The sequence below is a fragment of the Gluconobacter sp. NFX36 genome (genome assembly GCF_049887835.1).
Lineage (GTDB): Bacteria > Pseudomonadota > Alphaproteobacteria > Acetobacterales > Acetobacteraceae > Gluconobacter > Gluconobacter japonicus_A.
The window spans coordinates 1-16734 of the sequence record NZ_JAGEKJ010000027.1 but is presented as its reverse complement, the minus strand read 5'-3'; the positions used below and the strand labels follow the sequence as shown (position 1 = coordinate 16734).

Sequence of the window (16734 nt, the reverse complement as noted above, 5' to 3'; positions counted from 1 at the left end):
ACCGGGCCAGCCGCTCTTCAACATCAAAGAAACCAGGCTGCTTCATCTGCCATCATCCCCAATCAACGCAGGAGAGATGGAATCACAGAGGAACCCTCAAATCCAGAAGGTTTTTCGAACCCTCCACGTTCAGACCGCTCTCAGCTTTCAGGAGGGATTCGTAATAGAATCTCTGAGCAAGCTTTTCCGCTTCCTGACGGTCTCTTGTTCCTAAAGATTTTCGGATTTGTCCCTGTCCGGGAATCGAAAAACGAACTGACCAGTTAGCAGAGCCGGTCTGTTTGAACACATTATATGGTGCGGAAACTACGCTAGAACTATGCTTATCCACGCGCAAAAGCCTTGTTTTCTGCCCCTATGCTAGCACTAAGCTAGTGGGAAGTGAGACTCTTCAAAATCTTAAGTCTCTGAAAAACAAGGAAAAATGGTGCTGCTGGCGAGGATTGAACTCGCGACCTCTCCCTTACCAAAAATGTGTTCCATAGGAAAAACAGCCATTTTCTGATGGGGGTAGCGCCCAAAAATCCCGGTTTGGTCGATGCATGATGATAGTTTCCTGTGCCACTGGCACAGAAAGCTATTCCCGCTTTAGCACGACGAGTTTCTAAGCATCTGAAATCTTTACCTTAGATAAAAACGTTTCAAATTTCATTTGACGCGGCCTATTTTGTTCTCTTTCTGTTCTCGCATAGCAGGAGGAGAACATGGCGTATCAAGGCGACCGCACGACGGGTTTCGCATCACCAGCGGCTGACAATATCGAGGGCACCATCGATCTGATGACGGCTGTTCTGGATCTGCGTCAGCCAAGCCGCTATCCCGTCCGCGTCGAAGGGGACGCCTTGGTCGGACGAGGAATCAAGCATGGCGACATTCTGGTGGTCGATTCTGCTTTAGCCCCACGGGCAGGTGTCGTCGTGATAGCCAGCGTCGGAGATGAGTTGCGCGTCTGCGAACTGACACAGCGTCCCGATGGCTGGTGGCTTCGCCCATCAGGATCCACTAAACCCGTCCAGGTCGACGATGACACTGACGTCTCAATCTGGGGTGTGGCAACTGGCCTAGTCCGGACAGACGTCTGATGCCTGTCTTCGGCCTTATTGACGGCAATTCGTTCTATTGTTCATGCCAGCGTGCTTTTGAGCCGCGCCTGAAGCGTAAGCCGGTCGTGGTTCTCTCGAACAATGACGGATGTGCGATTGCCCGCACGCGGGAGGCAAAGGCACTCGGCATCAAGATGGGCGATCCATGGCACTTTGCCCGCAAACGCCCTGAAGCTCGGCCGGTTGTCTGGTACTCGTCCAATTATGCCCTGTATGCCGATATGTCCCGCCGGATGTATGAGGTTCTTCAGGTACGCGTTCCTGCAGTCGAACCCTATTCGATCGATGAAATGTTTCTCGATCTGACAAGCCTACCAGGCAATCTTTATCAACGCTGCAAGGATCTCCGGGCGGCTGTCTGGCAAGAGGCGAAGATTCCGGCCTGCATCGGCTGGGGACCAACAAAAACAATTGCCAAGCTGGCAAATGGTTTGGCCAAGGATCATGCCCGTCTCGACGGATTGTGCGATCTAACAGACCCGCTTGTCCGGGCCGAATGGTACGCTGTCACGAGCATTGAGGAAGTCTGGGGAATCGGACGGCAAACTGTGAAGAAATTGCAGGCCATGGATGTTGAGACGGTGGCAGACTTTGTGTCACTGGATCCGAAAACCATTCGCAGCGCACTGACCGTCGTAGGGGCTCGTGTCCAAGCTGAACTGCGAGGCCAATCCTGTCTTGCACTGACAGACGTTTCGCCTACCCGCAAGAGCATTGCCTCGACACGAACCTTTGGACGTCTTCTGACGGACTGGTCCGAGATCCGTGAAGCTGTTGCTCATTATGCTGCCAGAGCAGCAGAAAAGCTGCGTGCGGAGCATTTGGAAGCAGCACATCTGTCCGTTCTTATCCAGACCAATCCTCACAATGGAGATCCTTGGTACGCCAAATATGTTGGTGCAGGAATCGAGCCCACGTCTGACACACGCGATTTGATCGAGCACGCTACGCAGCTTGCAGAAGCTATCTGGCTTCCATCATATCGCTATTTCAAAGCAGGAGTGATCCTGACAGACCTTCGACCGGCCGGTCAGCAGTCTCAGCTTTTTTCAATGCGAGAGCCAAAGGTCTCAGCCGCCGCCATGGCTGCCATGGACGCGATCAATGCGCGGTTTGGATATGGCATCATTCGCCCGTGTTCCACGGGACTGAGTCGGACCTGGCGTCCCAGGGCGTCATTGCTGTCTGCTCGCTACACAACCCGTCTCGCTGAAATTGCAAGGGCGCGTAGTTGGTGAATAAGTAATGTCTGCTCACGCCTACAAAGCGGCCAGTCATAATATTCAATGCATATCATATGAAATAAAAACACATTATCCACCTTTTAATTATGGAAAATGGATGCGATCTACATTTATAAAACACCATTTTAAGCGGGATCGATATGCCTGAAAACAGACTGCCAGACGGAAGCACCGAAATAGAACAGAGCTCAGTAGCCAAAGGCACAGATTATGAACTCTTCGTCAAAGCGGTCTATGAGGCATTACTCGCCGCTGATGGTATCGACAATGCGGTCGTAAACCATAATATCAAGCTTATAGGAAAATCTGGCTGCGAACACCAAATCGATGTGTTTTGGGAGTTTAAAATAGCTGGCTGTACCCACAAAGTAGCGATTGAGTGTAAAAGTTACGATTCAAGGGTTTCAATAGGTCGTATCAGAGATTTTTATGGCGTTCTTATTGATATTCCTAATTTACAGGGAATTTTTGCAACAAAATTGGGTTATCAATCGGGTGCCCAAAGATATGCAAGTCATTACGGTATAAATCTGAAAGAGATCAGGCAGGAATCTGAAGCTGCAGACTGGAAAGGACGCATACGGGAAATAAATTGTCAGATCAATATTGTTGAACCGAACATTTTGGACTTCCGTCTGGATCTATCAGACTCACCACAAAACCGGTATCAACAATCCCAAAAAATTGCTCTCATGATTGGAACACACGACCCCCTGATTTTTGATCCTCAAAACAACCCTATTGAAACACTTGAGACTCTTCGTGGAAAATTACCGCATAATGGTAAAGCCATCGAGTTTGCAAGTCATAGGTTTGATTTCCCAAACCACACTTTGAAGACTGCGACCGAGAGTATCGGTATTATGGCAATGACATGCGACTATTCTGTGAAAGTGACAAAAATGGATCCTATAAAAATAGAGGCTGATAAATTCGTAAAAGCTATTATAAAAGATGTAAAAAGCGGAGAAATAAAATTTATGAAAAAATGATCTTTTGATCTTACCTTCCGCTTGGTAATTCAGGATCAGATAAATGGTGGTCTCTCTCAGGTAACGTTCGGTTGTGTTATTTATTGTATGAGAACAGCAGGTATAATTTCGTATAGGCTATCATTTCTTATAATGTTGGGAGTCAACGATTTTTTTATATTTAGCTGCAAGCTCTTCTAATCTTTTTATTTCTTCGTTCGTGTCGCGTCGTTCAAAATTTTTCGCGAGGCGCAAGGCATTCTTTCTAGCCTCTGACTTCGATTGCTTACCTTCTTTAACATGAGTTTCTATCCATTCATCCAATTCGCGATGCATATGGCGCTCAAAGGCCCTCCTGATCTCTTTCTCGTATAGATCGTCCAAAAATGACATTGTTCTTAACCTTAAATACGCCGTTAGATTTTTCTCCTTTAGTATTATACTTATAAATAAAAATATTTCCACTTTCTTTCCGGATACTCTGGAAATCTACAAAAACAGTTCGCCATTCCCTTTTACCGACCAGAACATGCGCGGACCTGGTCACGAAGTCCGATGTAATCTCCTATCCAGCGTACCACCTGTGGGTGTGGGTCGTTTCGGATCTCGCTCGCTAATTCTTTTTGGTCAGCACCTGAGTAAGAAACGAGGGTAGGACAGGGCGCATAGCGGACAGAGGTGCAACTTGTCAGGGTAAGTCCGAGAACAACCCACTTCATGCATCACCTCTGTTTAATCTCGCTAAGACATCGCTCTCAGTTGCTGGCTTATCCGTTTCAGCCTGAGCCATAGCGGAGGCTCGATTGAGAGAATCCTGCGCGTCTTTCACGTCCTGGTCAGCCGTAGCGGCTTTCTGCGATTTGCCCCCGGCTCGATAGAGCCCGAAGGCCGACGCCACAGCCACAAGGGCCATGACGCCGACAATCGCCAGATTGGCAGTATTCACTGAGCTGGCGTCTGAGTGACGGGACCAGCAGCGATGACGCGCTCCAGATCCGTGGCACCTTCCAGCGTCTTTGTCAGAGCAGCATCGAACGCCGTTATATCGACATGCTCGGCCAGCTTGGACATTGAGGCGGCCAGAACGCCCTGAAGCACGAGGCCACCGACACTGATGCCCTGCTGCACCGTAGGCGTGTCTGCCTTGCCGAGAGACTGGTTTACGAGACCCTGAAGAGCCGTGATAGAATTGAAAGCCATAACTGTTTCTTCCATAAAAAAAGCCACCTCGATGGGCGGCGTTGCATCCGACGGTCTGACAGCAGGATTGCTGCCTCCTTCGGAGATCTGAGGAATGAGGATGATCGAACCTGGTCCGACGGACGGGTTCAGTCAGGTGGGGGCTTTGGGTTTGCCCTTGCTGTCCAGGATCGGCACGCCGCTGTCTGCACCGGCCTTCTTCAAAAGCGGCGCTTCAGCACGCGTTGTCATGACGGCCGTTAGCCCGATCTTGTACATGGCGGCGGCATATTTCTGCTCGAAAGCCAGAAAGCTCAGAAGCTGATAAGGCCTGACCCAGATCGATCCGGGATCCGGCGGCGCAATCCTGGACCGCAGAAAGCCGCAGACATTCAGCAGCATCGACGTCAGAACAAGAAAGATGCCGCCCCAGAGCAGGACTTGAGGCGGGAGCAAGCCAAGAAGATCAGACCACTGCATGGCTCGCTCCCATGACTGTCCGCTTGCCCAGGAACACGTCCCGTTCATAGGCGCGGCGATTGGTCAGGCCAGTCAGTTCGACCAAGTGGCCTTTCACGGTCGCCTTGTTCCAGCGTGTCAGCTCATTGGCCGCACCGACGTAACAGCCGGCATTGAGCTTGCGCAGCAGTGTGGAGCTTTCCACGGCCGGTGTGCCGACATTGTACTGCCAGGACAGAAGAGCGGCCCGCTGGACATCAGAAAGCGCAACCTTGACCAGGCGGGACAGAGCAATGTCCAGAGCCATGACAGATTGCAGCAGCAGGCTGGCAGCATCCGCCTCGCTGATAGGCGGCGTTTTGGCCGTGACGGGCTTGCCGTCCTTTAGCCAGCGGCTGCCGTAACCGATCGTCCAGTATCCAGCAGGGCAGATATAGGGCTTCGACCGGAATCCTTCGAAACCGGGTCTTTTCAAAAGCGTCGTGGCCTGCACGACGGCAGTTTCATTCATGGGATTTTTCCATTACAGTCCAAGTAGGTATTCAAAAAAATATCTAGAAAGAAACAGTATGACCTCCTCTAAATATCTGGATTTGTTTCGCTATTCAGAGATGGAGCATGAAAAAATTCTTTCTGCAGAAGAGGATTACGGAAATTCATTTATAAACTGCTATAATTCTACAATAGCACTGTCTGATCTTGTCTATGTACCAACAAAATCATTACATTTATTTTTTACTTTTTATTCTCAGCTTAAGAAATATCATTCTCTAGCTATGTTTTCGGCGGTTAGACTACATAGTGTCCAATCCATGCAGAATTTACGTTATTTTTTAGAATCTCTTTCAAATTCTCTGTATATTTTATCTAGTAATGATTATGATAATTATTTTGACTTCGAAAAAAGAAAGGTAGTAGATTCAAAAAAGTCATCTATAAAATGCTATAGATGGATAGAATCAGAATATCCAGAATATTCTAAATTCATAAAAGATCTTAAGGATGAAATAAATGAAAACCATGCTCATTCAAATATATTAAACAGTGATAATACGCTGCAATTATCAAATGATTTTATTTATACTCCTTTTTTTGATTTAGATGACAAAAAAGCAATTAAGAAAAATCTCTGGATTATAGCCAAATCCGGAATTTTCGCGTCTGAAATGATACTTAATATCAGAGAAAGATTTGGTGGATTTATACCGAAGGTTTCTTTGGAAAGGATCGAAGAACTTAAAAAAGATAATGATGAAGTTCTCAGGGAGCTTCAAAAAATGGAATTCCGTCGTGAATATATTCAGCCTGACTACTGAGTTACTTCCCAATAGACACTACCAAATGAACAACTCCCGACCCAAGAATTGACGTCGCCAGGGTGACAAGCGCCGTGACTACGGCCTTGCCACCCATGACGCGATCAACCTTGGATCCGAGCGCTTTGATGCCGTCTTCCAAGTCTTCCTTCAGATCGCTGATCTGGGTGCGCAGGGACGCAATCTCAGAGCGCATCTCTGCCCGTAGATCAGACTGATTGTCGCCGAGCGCCGAGACAAGAGTTTCTAGCTTGAGCACCCGGTCTTCCAGAACCCGGATCACCTCATCCTTGCCTGTAGGTGCAGAGAAGGTCGGAGCGGAGGTCTGTGTATCAGGCATGATTTTTCCATAAAAAAAGCCACCCTCAGGCAGCTGTCAGAGAACGTCAGAAAAGAAAGACCGGAGATCAGGCCATGATCGGGTCAGGCCGCGCCGGCAAAGCCGTGCTGGTCGTGTCCGTGCCATCCGCAATGGCCGCGATCGCCTTCACATAGGCCTTCATCGGATCCGTGAAGGCTTCGCCCATCGCCGCGGCCAGATTGACCTGGTACTGGATCCAGGCCTGTTCGGATTTTGCCTGGTCAGACAGCGGCACGGGGACAGGCGGCGGGGTGTAATCCACCAGCTTCCCGTCCTGAACGCCTTTCCCACCCTTGTAGGCATAATCGCCGCCCAGAGCCTGCCAGTCAGCAGCCGTCAGCAGCAGGAGATCAGCCTGATCCGGGAGATTTTTGTGAGATCCGAGTGCCCAGAGATCGAACCAGCTCAACACGCCTGTCGGTTGCGCAGCCGTGTGATCGAATTCCGCTGCGTAGCGCCTGGAATAGACCAGGGCACCGTCAGCGACCGGAATATTCGTGGCGTTGACGGACTCAGCAAACTGATCGGACGTCAGGACAATCAGATCCGAGACAGCAGGTAACGCCAGAACATTGATCTGTTCCTGAGCGTTATTCGTCGTACCAGCCCAGACGTCCAGAACGCCCGTAACCACTGTTCCGTCCGTCGTCGCATAATAACGATCCGGGTAAGCGGCCTTGATCGCATCGAGTGCTGTCGTCATTTATTTCGGTCCTATTGCGATGACTGTAACGCTCTGGGGGTCGCCAGAGTCCGACACGCCCATGGAAAATCCGCCGCTATCATACGAATTATAATGGTAAATTTTGTTCACCATTCCCGTTAACGCGATCCCGTCAGGGTTCCCCCCAAACGCCGTGGGGAATGTGACCCGGTCTTTATCGCGGGCCGTGACCTGAAAAACATGGATCTTCTTCGTTCGATCAAGTGGCAGATCGCCCAGCTGCGCCAGGATATACGCCGTGAGAGATCCGTCAGGTTTGTAGCCACTCAGATACGGCGCATTGACACTGTTGCTGAAATTGGCAGCTTCGATCTTCAGATCCCCGCTGGATCCGGAGGTTGCCGTCTGCGTCGTGACGTAGGTGCCGACGGGTTGTTTCGTGGCAATTGAGGCGTTCAGATTGCCAACGGCCGTGTTGAGGCTGCCATTGGTCGCATAGTCCCCAATAGGCTGCGCATAGCTGCGGATCTGATAGGAGACGTTCCCATTTGTGGGGACCGCGAGTGCCCCCCAGCTCGTCAGAAACTGGAAATACGCCAGGGAATTGTCTGCCGTAGGCGCATTGACCAGCTGAATATTCAGGACCGGCAGGTTTCCGCCGCCCACGTCCCGATTGATGAAGCGGTTCTGAACGTCGAGAGCCGACGCGGCCTGATGCGACCCCCAGTCGGTGACACCCGGCACGGTGCAGGTGGCTGTCACCGTCAGCGTTTTCAGTGTTCCGTTCTGCGCCGAGAGATCACCCCGCAGCGCCAGAGACCCATTCCCGTCGAGGACAGGCGTGTAGGACGCCGACACCCAGGAATAGACCCGGACGGTCCCGGTAAAATTCAGCGCCTGCGCTGTATTCTGCGTCGTCCCCGTCACGGTTTGCCGGCTGAGGGTATTCGGCGTCCCCACCGTCAGGACGCCAACACCCCATTCAGCCTGCGTGCCATCGTCGGCAAAATAGAACACCTGTCCACCACCCGGAGCCGCTGAGGCAAAAGAGCGTCGGTCCTGGACGGAACCGTTGAGCGTGAACGACCCCGTACCCGGATTGGTGGCTGTCTCCAGGACCAGATCAAGAAGAAGCGGTGCTGCCACGTCAGAGCCTTTCCGTCAGTGTGAGAGTTTGAGAGTGCCGGTCGGCTGGCCCGAAGGGGTTGGAGAGATCACCGCCTGACAGACGCCCGAACAGCGCCGTCTGGGCCAGCGCGGGCGCACCGACAGACGGATCCGGCACGAACAGGATATTCTGGCCCGTGGCGGCGACACGCTGGATCTGGCGCAACACGACCGCATCCGCATCGCCGTAGGACTGATGCGCGATCGACAGGCCACGCTGGACGTACCGCGCATCCACGAACTCGCCACCTGACAGCGTCGTGGTGCTTTGCTGCCCCACCGTCAGGCTTTCTGTGCTTTCGGACGAATAGTTTCGCACGGGCTGCCAGAGCGGCCCGGCATAGGCCAGCGGGATCGAAATGAAGCCGTCCGGATTGCCCGCATCCCAGACCGTGATTTCAAGAGAATCACCCAACACAGGCTTGCTCAAAATCTGTACGCACTGCCCATTCTGGACGTTGGTAGATGCGTGCCAGTCGAATGTCACGGCCGTACCGTTCCAGACCTGGATGCGCCAGGTCGCCGCTGTCGTCAGGTTGGTCCGGTGCAGACTGATCGCCCGGATCGACTGAACGGAGCCAAGGGCTGCCTTGACGTCAGCACTCCATCCGGTGCCCCCGGCAGCCACGCGCCAGGCGAGGCTTGCCGCGCCCTGCTGGTTTTGCAGGTTGGTGACGGGCAGGCCAGAAACGCCATTGCCGGACAATGCAGCCGGCAGCAGCACATTCTGCCAGCCAATGCCGCAGTTTTGCATAACTCAGACCAGTATTGTGAGGGTTGTCGTATTGCCGGAGCTGGTGACGTGTTCGCTGACCACAATCCCCGGAATGGCGGATTTCGCACCCGGCACAGGCGCCTGAAGCGACACCGGATCCCCGAGATCCACGGCCAGAGCCACGGATTGCGGCACATCCACCGCCCAGAGATGGCGGCGCTTGCCCCAGACCGATCCGTGCCAGTGCGCAATCCCCACGGCATCCGCCTGATTGGCCAGGGCCGTGGAGATCAGCGCGGGATCGTTTGGAACGCGCCACTGAGATTTGACGATCGTATCAAACCACACAGCGCCCCGGTCGCTTTCGGCAATCAGGGACTGGCGATCCGCCGAGGCCTGCGGGTGCAGACCGGATCCGGACGTCTGGACCGTGAAGTTATGCTGCCAGCCAATCCGCCAGCGCCAGGTGGGCGGATCCAGAGAACTGTCCAGGGCCACGGGCGAAATCGCGCTGATCACGTCCGTGGTCAGGGTGAGGACCGGAGCCCCCGCATCGGCAGGATCCTGCAACCGGATCGGCCGCAACGTGCCTGTCCGGGTCGGGACCAGGGAAATGCCCAGACCCGACAGCAGCGTGCTGACCGCCTGACGGCCTGTCACACTGCTGGACCCGTCCCAGAACCATCCGCCCGCATACGGTGCCAGACTGGACGTCGCAGTCCAGGCCGCATCGATATAGGCAGAGGGCATCACCATATCTTCAATCAGGAACTGTCGCAGAACGTCCAGGACGTTGGCAGGAGCCGCCCCCGATCGGAAGCGTCCCACCGCATCGACGGTGATTCCATAGACGGGCTTGGTGCCCAGCCGGATCCAGGTGCCCGCACTGCTGGACAGAACGGTGTAAGTGCCCGGATCCGGAGACGTGGCGTAAAGGTCGGTGACGGCACCGCCAGAAGCGATGCTGGCATAACCACCCTCATACAGCGCCACCACATCCGCCGGCCCGTCTGACAGCTGATAGACGTAATTGCTGCTGTCGATCAGAACAGGCGTGACGTTGCAGACCGTACCCCGCAGTCGTGGGATGTCCCGGCCGACGACGTTGCTGTCTCCATCCAGACGCCCGGTGCCCCCATAAACCGAGACAGGAACGGTTCCGTCCAGCCAGTAGGTAGCATCGAGCAGCGTAATGGAGACGCTGTTCAGACCCGGCTGCCAGTTTTTCCCCAGGCCTGCGAATACAGGACGAAGGGAGCCAGAGGCCGGATCCGTCCAGATCTGCCGTGCCGTATCCCAGAGACGTTCACCCTCCCGAAGTTTGACGGGAAGGTGGTCATTCACACGGCTTTGCAGCAGGCCATCCAGTACGCCGTCCGGATTGGCCAGCGTCAGGATTCCGATCGAGAACGACCCGCCCAGGGCATCGGCTGACAGGGTCAGGGACCGTGACAGATCCAGCGCCTGGGTAACGTAGGGCGGATAGGGGATATGGTTCTCATCCACATACCCCGCATCCGAGAACCGCAGGGTTTCGACGGATTCCGGATTGTCCGGATACTGCGTCAAAGCGCCCCACGGGACATTGCCCCACCCCGGTATCGCCGCCGGCTGCGTGACGGCCGGCAGAACGATGTCCATTTCAACCGTGCGAAACCTCATGCCGCCCTCGGCCGTGTGGCGTCGGTGACGGCCTGAAGCTGCGCTGTCTTCTGCGTTGCCGTGGCAACCTTCACCAGTTCAGCCATTTGGTCCTTCATGCCTTTCAGGAGGTCATTGGTCTGCTGAGAGAGTTTCTGGACCAGGGCCGCCGTGATCTTGTCACTGTCCGACTGACCAAGCGCTTTGAGGATATTCGAAACCTGCGTGAAGTCCGTGCTGTATCCGGTGCCGGAGCCCTGCCACGTCTTGGACGTGGACAGGAAGGTGCTGGCATCGGACTGGATCCGCGACAGGGCATCGTAATCCCCGCCCATGGCCGCCTGATAATCGTTCATCAGGTTGTCATTGGCGCTCTGGTACTGCGCCTGGGCAGACAGGGGCGACGCGTCAGACGTATTCAGCCCCCGCGCATAATCCGTCAGGCTGGAAAATACCGACGTGACAGACTGCTGCGCCTGGTCCTGATACTGCTTCAGCTGTGCCACGGACGTGCCATTGTACTGCTGCTGGATCTGGAGGCGTTCGGCCGCCAGTGTTTTTTCCAGATCGGCCGACTGATCCACGTAGGCCTGCTGGGACGAATACGCATCGCCCAGAAAGGACCGCCATGTGTCTTTCAGGGACTGGCGCTGCTGATCGGCACTGGTGTCGAAATTCAGGAGCGCTGCGCCCTCATCATCGCCCGAAGCTGTCAGGTAGCGCGCCCGGACACCCGCATCAGACTGATTGAGCGTGGTCATGTTGTTGGCATAACCCTGCGCATATAGAGACTGATACTTGGACGTGATGGAAGACCCATCCAGCCCATAGGCCGACGCCTGAGACGCCGCAGCGTCATAGGTCTGTTTCAGCGTGGCCATCTGATCCACCCAGGATTGCTGCCCTGAAACCGTAGCAGACAGCAGGCTGGGCATCGTCGTGTTGACGAACGTGCTGATCGTGGAGATCTGCGTCTGGAGGTCGGACGTGGACAGCGATTTGCCGTCCAGCGCCGTATCGAGCGCCGTTTTCAGATCCCCGGTCGCTTCGGTGAAATTCTGGATCGTGACGGTACCGTCCGAGTTGAATTTCGAGACCGAGACGCCAAGCTGGTCAACCGTCGATGCCATTGTTTTCAGGCTCTGGATTGCCGCCGTGTAGGTGGAAACGTCCGTGATATCGGTCGGCATCCCCTGAGACAGCGCCTGACTGAACGTGGCATCAGAGCTGGTCAGCGTGGAGCTTTTCAGAAGATCCGTCAGGGAAACGGACCGCATCGCCGCGTTTTTGTTGTTTTTGTCGTTGCGGACCGTGCCCAGGTAGCCACCGCCGATGTCAGCTCCAGTCGCAGACAGCACGCTGTTGATCGAGGAAATATCTGTCTTCAGCTGGGCCGTGATCGTGTCCGTCTGTGCCTGGTTCCAGGTCTGGCCCAGAGACAGCTGGCCATCGATCGTCTGCACCTGGTCGATCGTGTACGGGTTTTTCTTGTGCCCGAAGAGGCCTCCAAGAAGACCACCCAGACCACCGCCAATGACGCCGCCCAGCATTGTACCGATCGGACCAATGAAGGAACCCGCAATGGAGCCGGCAACAGAGCCGACGCCACTACCCAGCGTCCCGTTTGTGCCGCCACCAATGGAGGATAGCGCCGACCCCAGACCAAAGCCCCCGCCGATACCGCCCAGCAGGTTCCCTACCGTAGCCGTCCCGAACAGATTGGTTTTCAGGCCTGAGGACAGCCACGAGGTTCCGCCAAGTGAACTGGTAGCTGAACTTCCACCAGAAGAAAAAGCCTCAATACTTGTACCAGCGCCCCCGAAAGGATCGCTGCCAACAGAGCCGCTTCCAAAGATACTCGAAGAAGATCCGCCAGAGAGCAGCCCACCGATATCACTCAGTGTATTGCGGCTCTGACCATCAATTGCATTCAGCAATGGGTTGATCAGTGCCAGCTTGGCGATCATCGAGACGATCTGGCTTTCTATCCCCTGCATGGCCGACTTAAAGGTCACACCCCCATTGGCCGCATTAACGAATGCTTGGGTAAAGTCATTCGAGAGCGTATCGGCCATGGACGAAATGTCAGAGGTCAACTCATTCAGCGCGTCTTGCTGATGCTGGTATTCCGCCGTTGCTTCAGCCACCTTTCCTGTCAGAGTGATGTAGTCCTGAGCCTCCGGCGGAAGGACTTCCCCATACTTCCGGTGCATCTCCAGTTCAGCCTGCATGACTGTCAGGTTGACCTGACGGGCCTGTGCGTTTTGACCAATCGAGGCCGTCTGGGCTGCAATCATTTCGAGATTGTCAGACAGCCCAGCATTCTGCTGAACCTGCTGTGCCTTGAGTTGGGCCGCAGCCGACTCATCAAGCGCCGCCGTGCGTTTCTGGACTGCTGCCAGAAACTTGGGAGACCCCTCATCGAAATCATTCAGGGCTTCCGTGTAGGCCTGCTGATAGTTCGTGGCATGCTGAAGTGCCACAGCAGATCCGCCAGCAGCATCGGCAATGGCCTGCTGTGATCGGGCCTGCCGTTCAGCGGAAACCGTGCCGTCATCATAGGCCGACGCCAGCTGCTGCTGCTTAGCCGCCATCGCCGCCGTCAGAGCCTGCTGGTCTGTACCGGTTCCGCGCGTGGTCTGGTCGAACTGCGCCACAACTTCGGCCATGCTTCGCCAGTAGCCAGTCTGGGATTTGAGCGGTTCCAGGCTGTCCGTTAGTCCCTGAGTGATTTTCTCCTGCGGACTAAGGGTATTGGCCAGAGCAACCCTGGCAGACGTGATGCTTTCCTGCGTTTCCTTCCACTTCTGAGAGCCAATATCCTGTGTCGCCAGAAGTTTCTGTTGAGACGCAATGTAGGCTTCAATCCCAGCCCGCTGTTCTGACCAGCTACTGGCAGAATAACCACCCGCCGCATCTGCTGCTCCACCAGTGAGGGAGCGTGTGTTGTCGATGACGCCAGCTGACGTTGCGTGCTGGATCGCAGCCACGGATCCGGAAGTGCTGCCCGTGTGATCCACATACTGATGGCCGCCACTTTCATGCCCGATCACGCCCTTGAAGAGATTGACCAGGCGAGACGATAACCCGAGCCTTGATGCTTCAGTATCGATCAGGCTGGACGTGTCAGACGGCAGAGTGTTGATGTCGTAGCCATAAACAGCGGAATTGTAGGATTTCTGGCCTGAACTGCCGACTCGGTTTCCGCTGTAATAGGCCAGCGTGTTGTCCCAGTTTCCGCCGGCACGCGCATTGGCCTGCTGGAAGATCTTGATTGCTGCGTCAATGTTCCCCTGTGGCGTGCTGATGTCGTAGCCGGAAGCATAGCGGGGATCGACCTGTCCAAGACCGTAGTGATGATTCCCACCGGCATAGTTATCGAGCACCGTGCTTCCAGCCAGACCGTCCGTGCTGACCTTGCCAGTCGTTGGGATCAGCTTGATCAGATCCGTCAGCCATTCCAGCAGACGCGCGCCCATGCCTGTGACCAGATCCCCGATCGCCTTTGTCACCGGAGAGGCTGTTTTTTCCAGATCCTCAAGAGAACGCTGGAACGGCGTCAGGCCCTGATCATAGGCATCCTTGGACGCATCCCTGATTTTGCCAATGACGAGCGCATAGGCCTCGCCCTGCTCGCCGCTGGCCTGAAGGTTCTTGACCTGTTCGACCAGAGCAGCATCCACGCCTGGAAGATGCTGCTTGTAAAGCGCCTCGATTTCGGCCGTCGGGTCGACCATGGCGGTCTGCACGGCCTTGAGGCCATCCTCCAGGCTGCCAAAAATGCTTCCTGCATCCCGTGCGATCCCCGACAGAGTAGAAATATCTGTGCTGGAGCCCGTGAAATTATAGGTGCTACCAATCGCCGTGGCAGCCGATCGGGCGGATGTCTCATCCCAACCCGGCATGCCCTTCAGGCTTTCCGAAGCCGAGGTGATAGCACCCGCCATATGCAGGGCATCTTCCCGGGTCGCCTTCAACTGCGTGGAGAGCTTGGCCAGTCGCGACTGTTCCTCTTCAGCCGATGACGCCATTTCGTAGATGGCAGCCGTAGCTGTGATGGCGCCCGCTGCCAGTCCAACCGTCAGACCGCCGCCAACGAGTTTCACGGCGTTCCCAAGACCTCCCATGACCTGAATCATGTTCGGCACCTGATAGAAGGCCGCCTTCATGGCGGATCCGCCAGACATCACTTGGTCAAAGAATTTATGTGCTTCATCAGCAACGATGCCGAACTGATAGCCAGACAGCTTGACCTTGCTGGTCGTGTCCTCAATGGCTTTATTAGCATCTGTCGAAGCCTTGGCATCTTCGGCCAGCGCCTTGCTTCGCTCACGAATGGTCTCGACCGCCTTGGCGGAGCTTTTCTCAACTCTTTCGTAAATCCCAACCTGGGTCGAGACAATATCGTTATACTGCTCCTGACTTATCGTGCCTTTCTCTAGCCTATCGCGAGCGCTTTCAAGCCGTTGCTCAAGCCGCGAGAAAGCCGTTTCGGTTCGATTGACTGCCTGCTCAACCCCATTCGTCACTTTGACGAACTGCGCATTGGTCTGCGTGAATGTCCGCAGGGTCTCGTTTTGCGCATCGACGCTTTTCGAGGCGCTGTCGACCGAAGCACCCATGTCACGCGAACTCTGGGCAATCCGGGCGGCTTCCTGAGAATACCGGTTCTCAAGGGTCGCAATCAGTGTCGAGACGCGTGTCGCCATGGCTTACAAATCCTAGCCGGAATAATCGGGATCGCTCATGACGAGCGCGGGATAGGTGATGGGCTGTCCAGGAGCGAGATCTTTTCGTCTCGCCAGATAGGCCTGACCGCGACGAAAGGCAGATGAGCGCATGTCGTGTTTTGCAAGACGGCGGGCTGCACCATCTTTCAGAATGTACGGCGCTTTGAAGCCCCCGACAGATCCACTCAGATTGATGAATTTCCGCCAGACTGTGATGCCCGGATATTTGCGATAAACAGCCTGTCGCACGGCTTCGACAATGCCCGGAGAAACGGACATTTTCGGCATCGCACCAACGTCGATTTTCCGGGCGTAAGGCGCGGGATTGACGATCGTCACTTCTGCATCAAACGGCAGATCCTCGATATCACCCGTCCAGATCTTATCCCCGACCAGAAGAACCCATGCATCGCGATAGCTGCCCGATGCGACTGGAGATTTGGCCCGGCAAAGATCCAGTGCAAAGGACGCCGCGTCAGAGATCAGTCCGAAATTGTAGACGATGCTTCCGCCAACCCGGAGATCAGTTTCGGGGGCACCTTCAACCCCGTTCACAGATCGAAACCAGTGAGAGGATGCTTCGCCAGTGGAGATGAGACGATCGCGCTCAGTAGTCAGATCTGTGATCAGACCGTTTCGCGCGGCATCGACGGAAATATCGTCCGTCACGAAACGGCTCATCTGCTCGACAAATGACGCTGCGCCACCACGGGCCATGGCTATTTCCTCAGAGCGTTCTGGAGATCCCGCGTGATCTGAGCATTCCGGTGTGTGAGGAACACGACGTCCAGCGCCCGGACCAGGCGGAACACAAGCGGGCGTTCGTCTGCTGTCACGCCGCTGGCATCACACCAGCGATCTACGGCAACCCAGCCAATGGGCTGGGGACGGGAGATGATTCGGATCGCCCCCATGCCTGCACCCAGACCGTCGGTAATCCACGGCCGGTCATGCTGGAGATCGTGCCAGGCCCGCCAGGGCACCTCATTCCAGGGATCCGGGAGAACACGACACTCCAGAGCCGCTTCACGGATCTCCGGCACCTCGTTCTCTCCCATGAACTGGCCCCACTCCATCTCCCACTGGAGTGAGGCAATCAGTTTCCCTCAGAAGCCTTGGCCTGTTCTTCCCGCTCGGCACCGACGCGTCCAGCCGCCATCAGGGACAACGTGACAAGGGCTGGA

Annotated in this window: 18 protein-coding genes; 5 read left to right on the top strand and 13 right to left on the bottom strand. The window is 55.0% G+C overall.

The window, feature by feature from the left end; all coding sequences use genetic code 11:
* From J4P41_RS15025 to J4P41_RS15010, 4 genes are all read left to right on the top strand, one after another.
* The coding region (locus J4P41_RS15025) for a hypothetical protein (RefSeq protein WP_426067756.1) at window positions 1–267 on the top strand (267 nt) is incomplete at its 5' end.
* A 437-nt stretch (window positions 268–704) separates the two neighbouring features.
* Window positions 705–1082, top strand: coding sequence for a LexA family protein (locus J4P41_RS15020; RefSeq protein WP_426067755.1), 378 nt, complete (start codon window positions 705–707; stop codon window positions 1080–1082).
* On the top strand, window positions 1082–2341 hold the full coding sequence (locus J4P41_RS15015) for a Y-family DNA polymerase (RefSeq protein ID WP_426067754.1): 1260 nt from the start codon (window positions 1082–1084) through the stop codon (window positions 2339–2341). The genes J4P41_RS15020 and J4P41_RS15015 overlap by 1 nt, the downstream gene beginning before the upstream one ends.
* A gap of 146 nt (window positions 2342–2487) precedes the next feature.
* On the top strand, window positions 2488–3339 hold the full coding sequence (locus tag J4P41_RS15010) for a restriction endonuclease (protein WP_426067753.1): 852 nt from the start codon (window positions 2488–2490) through the stop codon (window positions 3337–3339).
* Between the two features lie 120 nt (window positions 3340–3459).
* Here the strand turns inward: J4P41_RS15010 and J4P41_RS15005 are convergent, their stop codons facing one another.
* The 5 genes from J4P41_RS15005 to J4P41_RS14985 all read right to left on the bottom strand — a co-directional run bounded on the left by J4P41_RS15005 (window position 3460) and on the right by J4P41_RS14985 (window position 5467).
* Window positions 3460–3654 carry a hypothetical protein gene (locus J4P41_RS15005; protein WP_426067751.1) on the bottom strand — a complete coding sequence of 65 codons (195 nt, stop codon included), beginning with the start codon at window positions 3652–3654 and terminating at the stop codon, window positions 3460–3462.
* Between the two features lie 379 nt (window positions 3655–4033).
* The gene (locus J4P41_RS15000) at window positions 4034–4264 is read right to left on the bottom strand and encodes a hypothetical protein (RefSeq protein ID WP_426067750.1); all 231 of its coding nucleotides are present in this window, start codon (window positions 4262–4264) and stop codon (window positions 4034–4036) included.
* Window positions 4261–4518, bottom strand: coding sequence for a hypothetical protein (locus J4P41_RS14995; RefSeq protein ID WP_426067749.1), 258 nt, complete (start codon window positions 4516–4518; stop codon window positions 4261–4263). Before J4P41_RS14995 ends, J4P41_RS15000 begins: the two co-directional genes overlap by 4 nt.
* Before the next feature lie 132 nt (window positions 4519–4650).
* A complete protein-coding gene (locus tag J4P41_RS14990) occupies window positions 4651–4977 on the bottom strand; it encodes a hypothetical protein (protein ID WP_426067748.1) in 327 nt (108 codons plus the stop codon).
* Entirely contained in the window at window positions 4964–5467 is a 504-nt protein-coding gene (locus J4P41_RS14985; protein ID WP_426067747.1) for a lysozyme, read from the bottom strand. Before J4P41_RS14985 ends, J4P41_RS14990 begins: the two co-directional genes overlap by 14 nt.
* Before the next feature lie 58 nt (window positions 5468–5525).
* Between J4P41_RS14985 and J4P41_RS14980 the strand changes: the two genes are divergently transcribed.
* On the top strand, window positions 5526–6272 hold the full coding sequence (locus J4P41_RS14980) for a hypothetical protein (RefSeq protein WP_426067746.1): 747 nt from the start codon (window positions 5526–5528) through the stop codon (window positions 6270–6272).
* 1 nt (window position 6273) lies between these two features.
* Here J4P41_RS14980 and J4P41_RS14975 read toward each other — a convergent pair whose 3' ends face one another.
* The 8 genes from J4P41_RS14975 to J4P41_RS14940 form a co-directional block, all read right to left on the bottom strand.
* Window positions 6274–6612: a hypothetical protein gene (locus J4P41_RS14975; RefSeq protein ID WP_426067744.1), complete on the bottom strand. Its 339-nt coding sequence runs from the start codon at window positions 6610–6612 to the stop codon at window positions 6274–6276.
* Window positions 6613–6679: 67 nt separating this feature from the next.
* Entirely contained in the window at window positions 6680–7336 is a 657-nt protein-coding gene (locus J4P41_RS14970) for a hypothetical protein (RefSeq protein ID WP_426067743.1), read from the bottom strand.
* Window positions 7337–8443, bottom strand: coding sequence for a hypothetical protein (locus J4P41_RS14965; protein ID WP_426067742.1), 1107 nt, complete (start codon window positions 8441–8443; stop codon window positions 7337–7339). It abuts the gene before it with no gap.
* Window position 8444: 1 nt separating this feature from the next.
* Window positions 8445–9218 carry a hypothetical protein gene (locus J4P41_RS14960; RefSeq protein WP_426067741.1) on the bottom strand — a complete coding sequence of 258 codons (774 nt, stop codon included), beginning with the start codon at window positions 9216–9218 and terminating at the stop codon, window positions 8445–8447.
* A 3-nt stretch (window positions 9219–9221) separates the two neighbouring features.
* On the bottom strand, window positions 9222–10841 hold the full coding sequence (locus J4P41_RS14955; protein WP_426067740.1) for a hypothetical protein: 1620 nt from the start codon (window positions 10839–10841) through the stop codon (window positions 9222–9224).
* The gene (locus J4P41_RS14950; protein ID WP_426067739.1) at window positions 10838–15529 is read right to left on the bottom strand and encodes a phage tail protein; all 4692 of its coding nucleotides are present in this window, start codon (window positions 15527–15529) and stop codon (window positions 10838–10840) included. Before J4P41_RS14950 ends, J4P41_RS14955 begins: the two co-directional genes overlap by 4 nt.
* Window positions 15530–15541: 12 nt before the next feature.
* A complete protein-coding gene (locus J4P41_RS14945) occupies window positions 15542–16267 on the bottom strand; it encodes a hypothetical protein (protein ID WP_426067738.1) in 726 nt (241 codons plus the stop codon).
* A 2-nt stretch (window positions 16268–16269) separates the two neighbouring features.
* A complete protein-coding gene (locus J4P41_RS14940; RefSeq protein WP_426067737.1) occupies window positions 16270–16608 on the bottom strand; it encodes a hypothetical protein in 339 nt (112 codons plus the stop codon).
* Between the last annotated feature and the right edge of the window lie 126 nt (window positions 16609–16734).

What these genes read in the sequence shown, in the direction of transcription:
- J4P41_RS14990 (WP_426067748.1), bottom strand. Translation starts at nt 4,977, where the DNA reads ATGCAGTGGTCTGATCTTCTTGGCTTGCTCCCGCCTCAAGTCCTGCTC.
- J4P41_RS14955 (WP_426067740.1), bottom strand. Translation starts at nt 10,841, where the DNA reads ATGAGGTTTCGCACGGTTGAAATGGACATCGTTCTGCCGGCCGTCACG.
- J4P41_RS14960 (WP_426067741.1), bottom strand. Translation starts at nt 9,218, where the DNA reads ATGCAAAACTGCGGCATTGGCTGGCAGAATGTGCTGCTGCCGGCTGCA.
- J4P41_RS14970 (WP_426067743.1), bottom strand. Translation starts at nt 7,336, where the DNA reads ATGACGACAGCACTCGATGCGATCAAGGCCGCTTACCCGGATCGTTAT.
- J4P41_RS14980 (WP_426067746.1), top strand. Translation starts at nt 5,526, where the DNA reads ATGACCTCCTCTAAATATCTGGATTTGTTTCGCTATTCAGAGATGGAG.
- J4P41_RS14950 (WP_426067739.1), bottom strand. Translation starts at nt 15,529, where the DNA reads ATGGCGACACGCGTCTCGACACTGATTGCGACCCTTGAGAACCGGTAT.
- J4P41_RS15015 (WP_426067754.1), top strand. Translation starts at nt 1,082, where the DNA reads ATGCCTGTCTTCGGCCTTATTGACGGCAATTCGTTCTATTGTTCATGC.
- J4P41_RS14940 (WP_426067737.1), bottom strand. Translation starts at nt 16,608, where the DNA reads ATGGGAGAGAACGAGGTGCCGGAGATCCGTGAAGCGGCTCTGGAGTGT.
- J4P41_RS14945 (WP_426067738.1), bottom strand. Translation starts at nt 16,267, where the DNA reads ATGGCCCGTGGTGGCGCAGCGTCATTTGTCGAGCAGATGAGCCGTTTC.
- J4P41_RS15010 (WP_426067753.1), top strand. Translation starts at nt 2,488, where the DNA reads ATGCCTGAAAACAGACTGCCAGACGGAAGCACCGAAATAGAACAGAGC.
- J4P41_RS14995 (WP_426067749.1), bottom strand. Translation starts at nt 4,518, where the DNA reads ATGGCTTTCAATTCTATCACGGCTCTTCAGGGTCTCGTAAACCAGTCT.
- J4P41_RS15020 (WP_426067755.1), top strand. Translation starts at nt 705, where the DNA reads ATGGCGTATCAAGGCGACCGCACGACGGGTTTCGCATCACCAGCGGCT.
- J4P41_RS14975 (WP_426067744.1), bottom strand. Translation starts at nt 6,612, where the DNA reads ATGCCTGATACACAGACCTCCGCTCCGACCTTCTCTGCACCTACAGGC.
- J4P41_RS15005 (WP_426067751.1), bottom strand. Translation starts at nt 3,654, where the DNA reads ATGCATCGCGAATTGGATGAATGGATAGAAACTCATGTTAAAGAAGGT.
- J4P41_RS14985 (WP_426067747.1), bottom strand. Translation starts at nt 5,467, where the DNA reads ATGAATGAAACTGCCGTCGTGCAGGCCACGACGCTTTTGAAAAGACCC.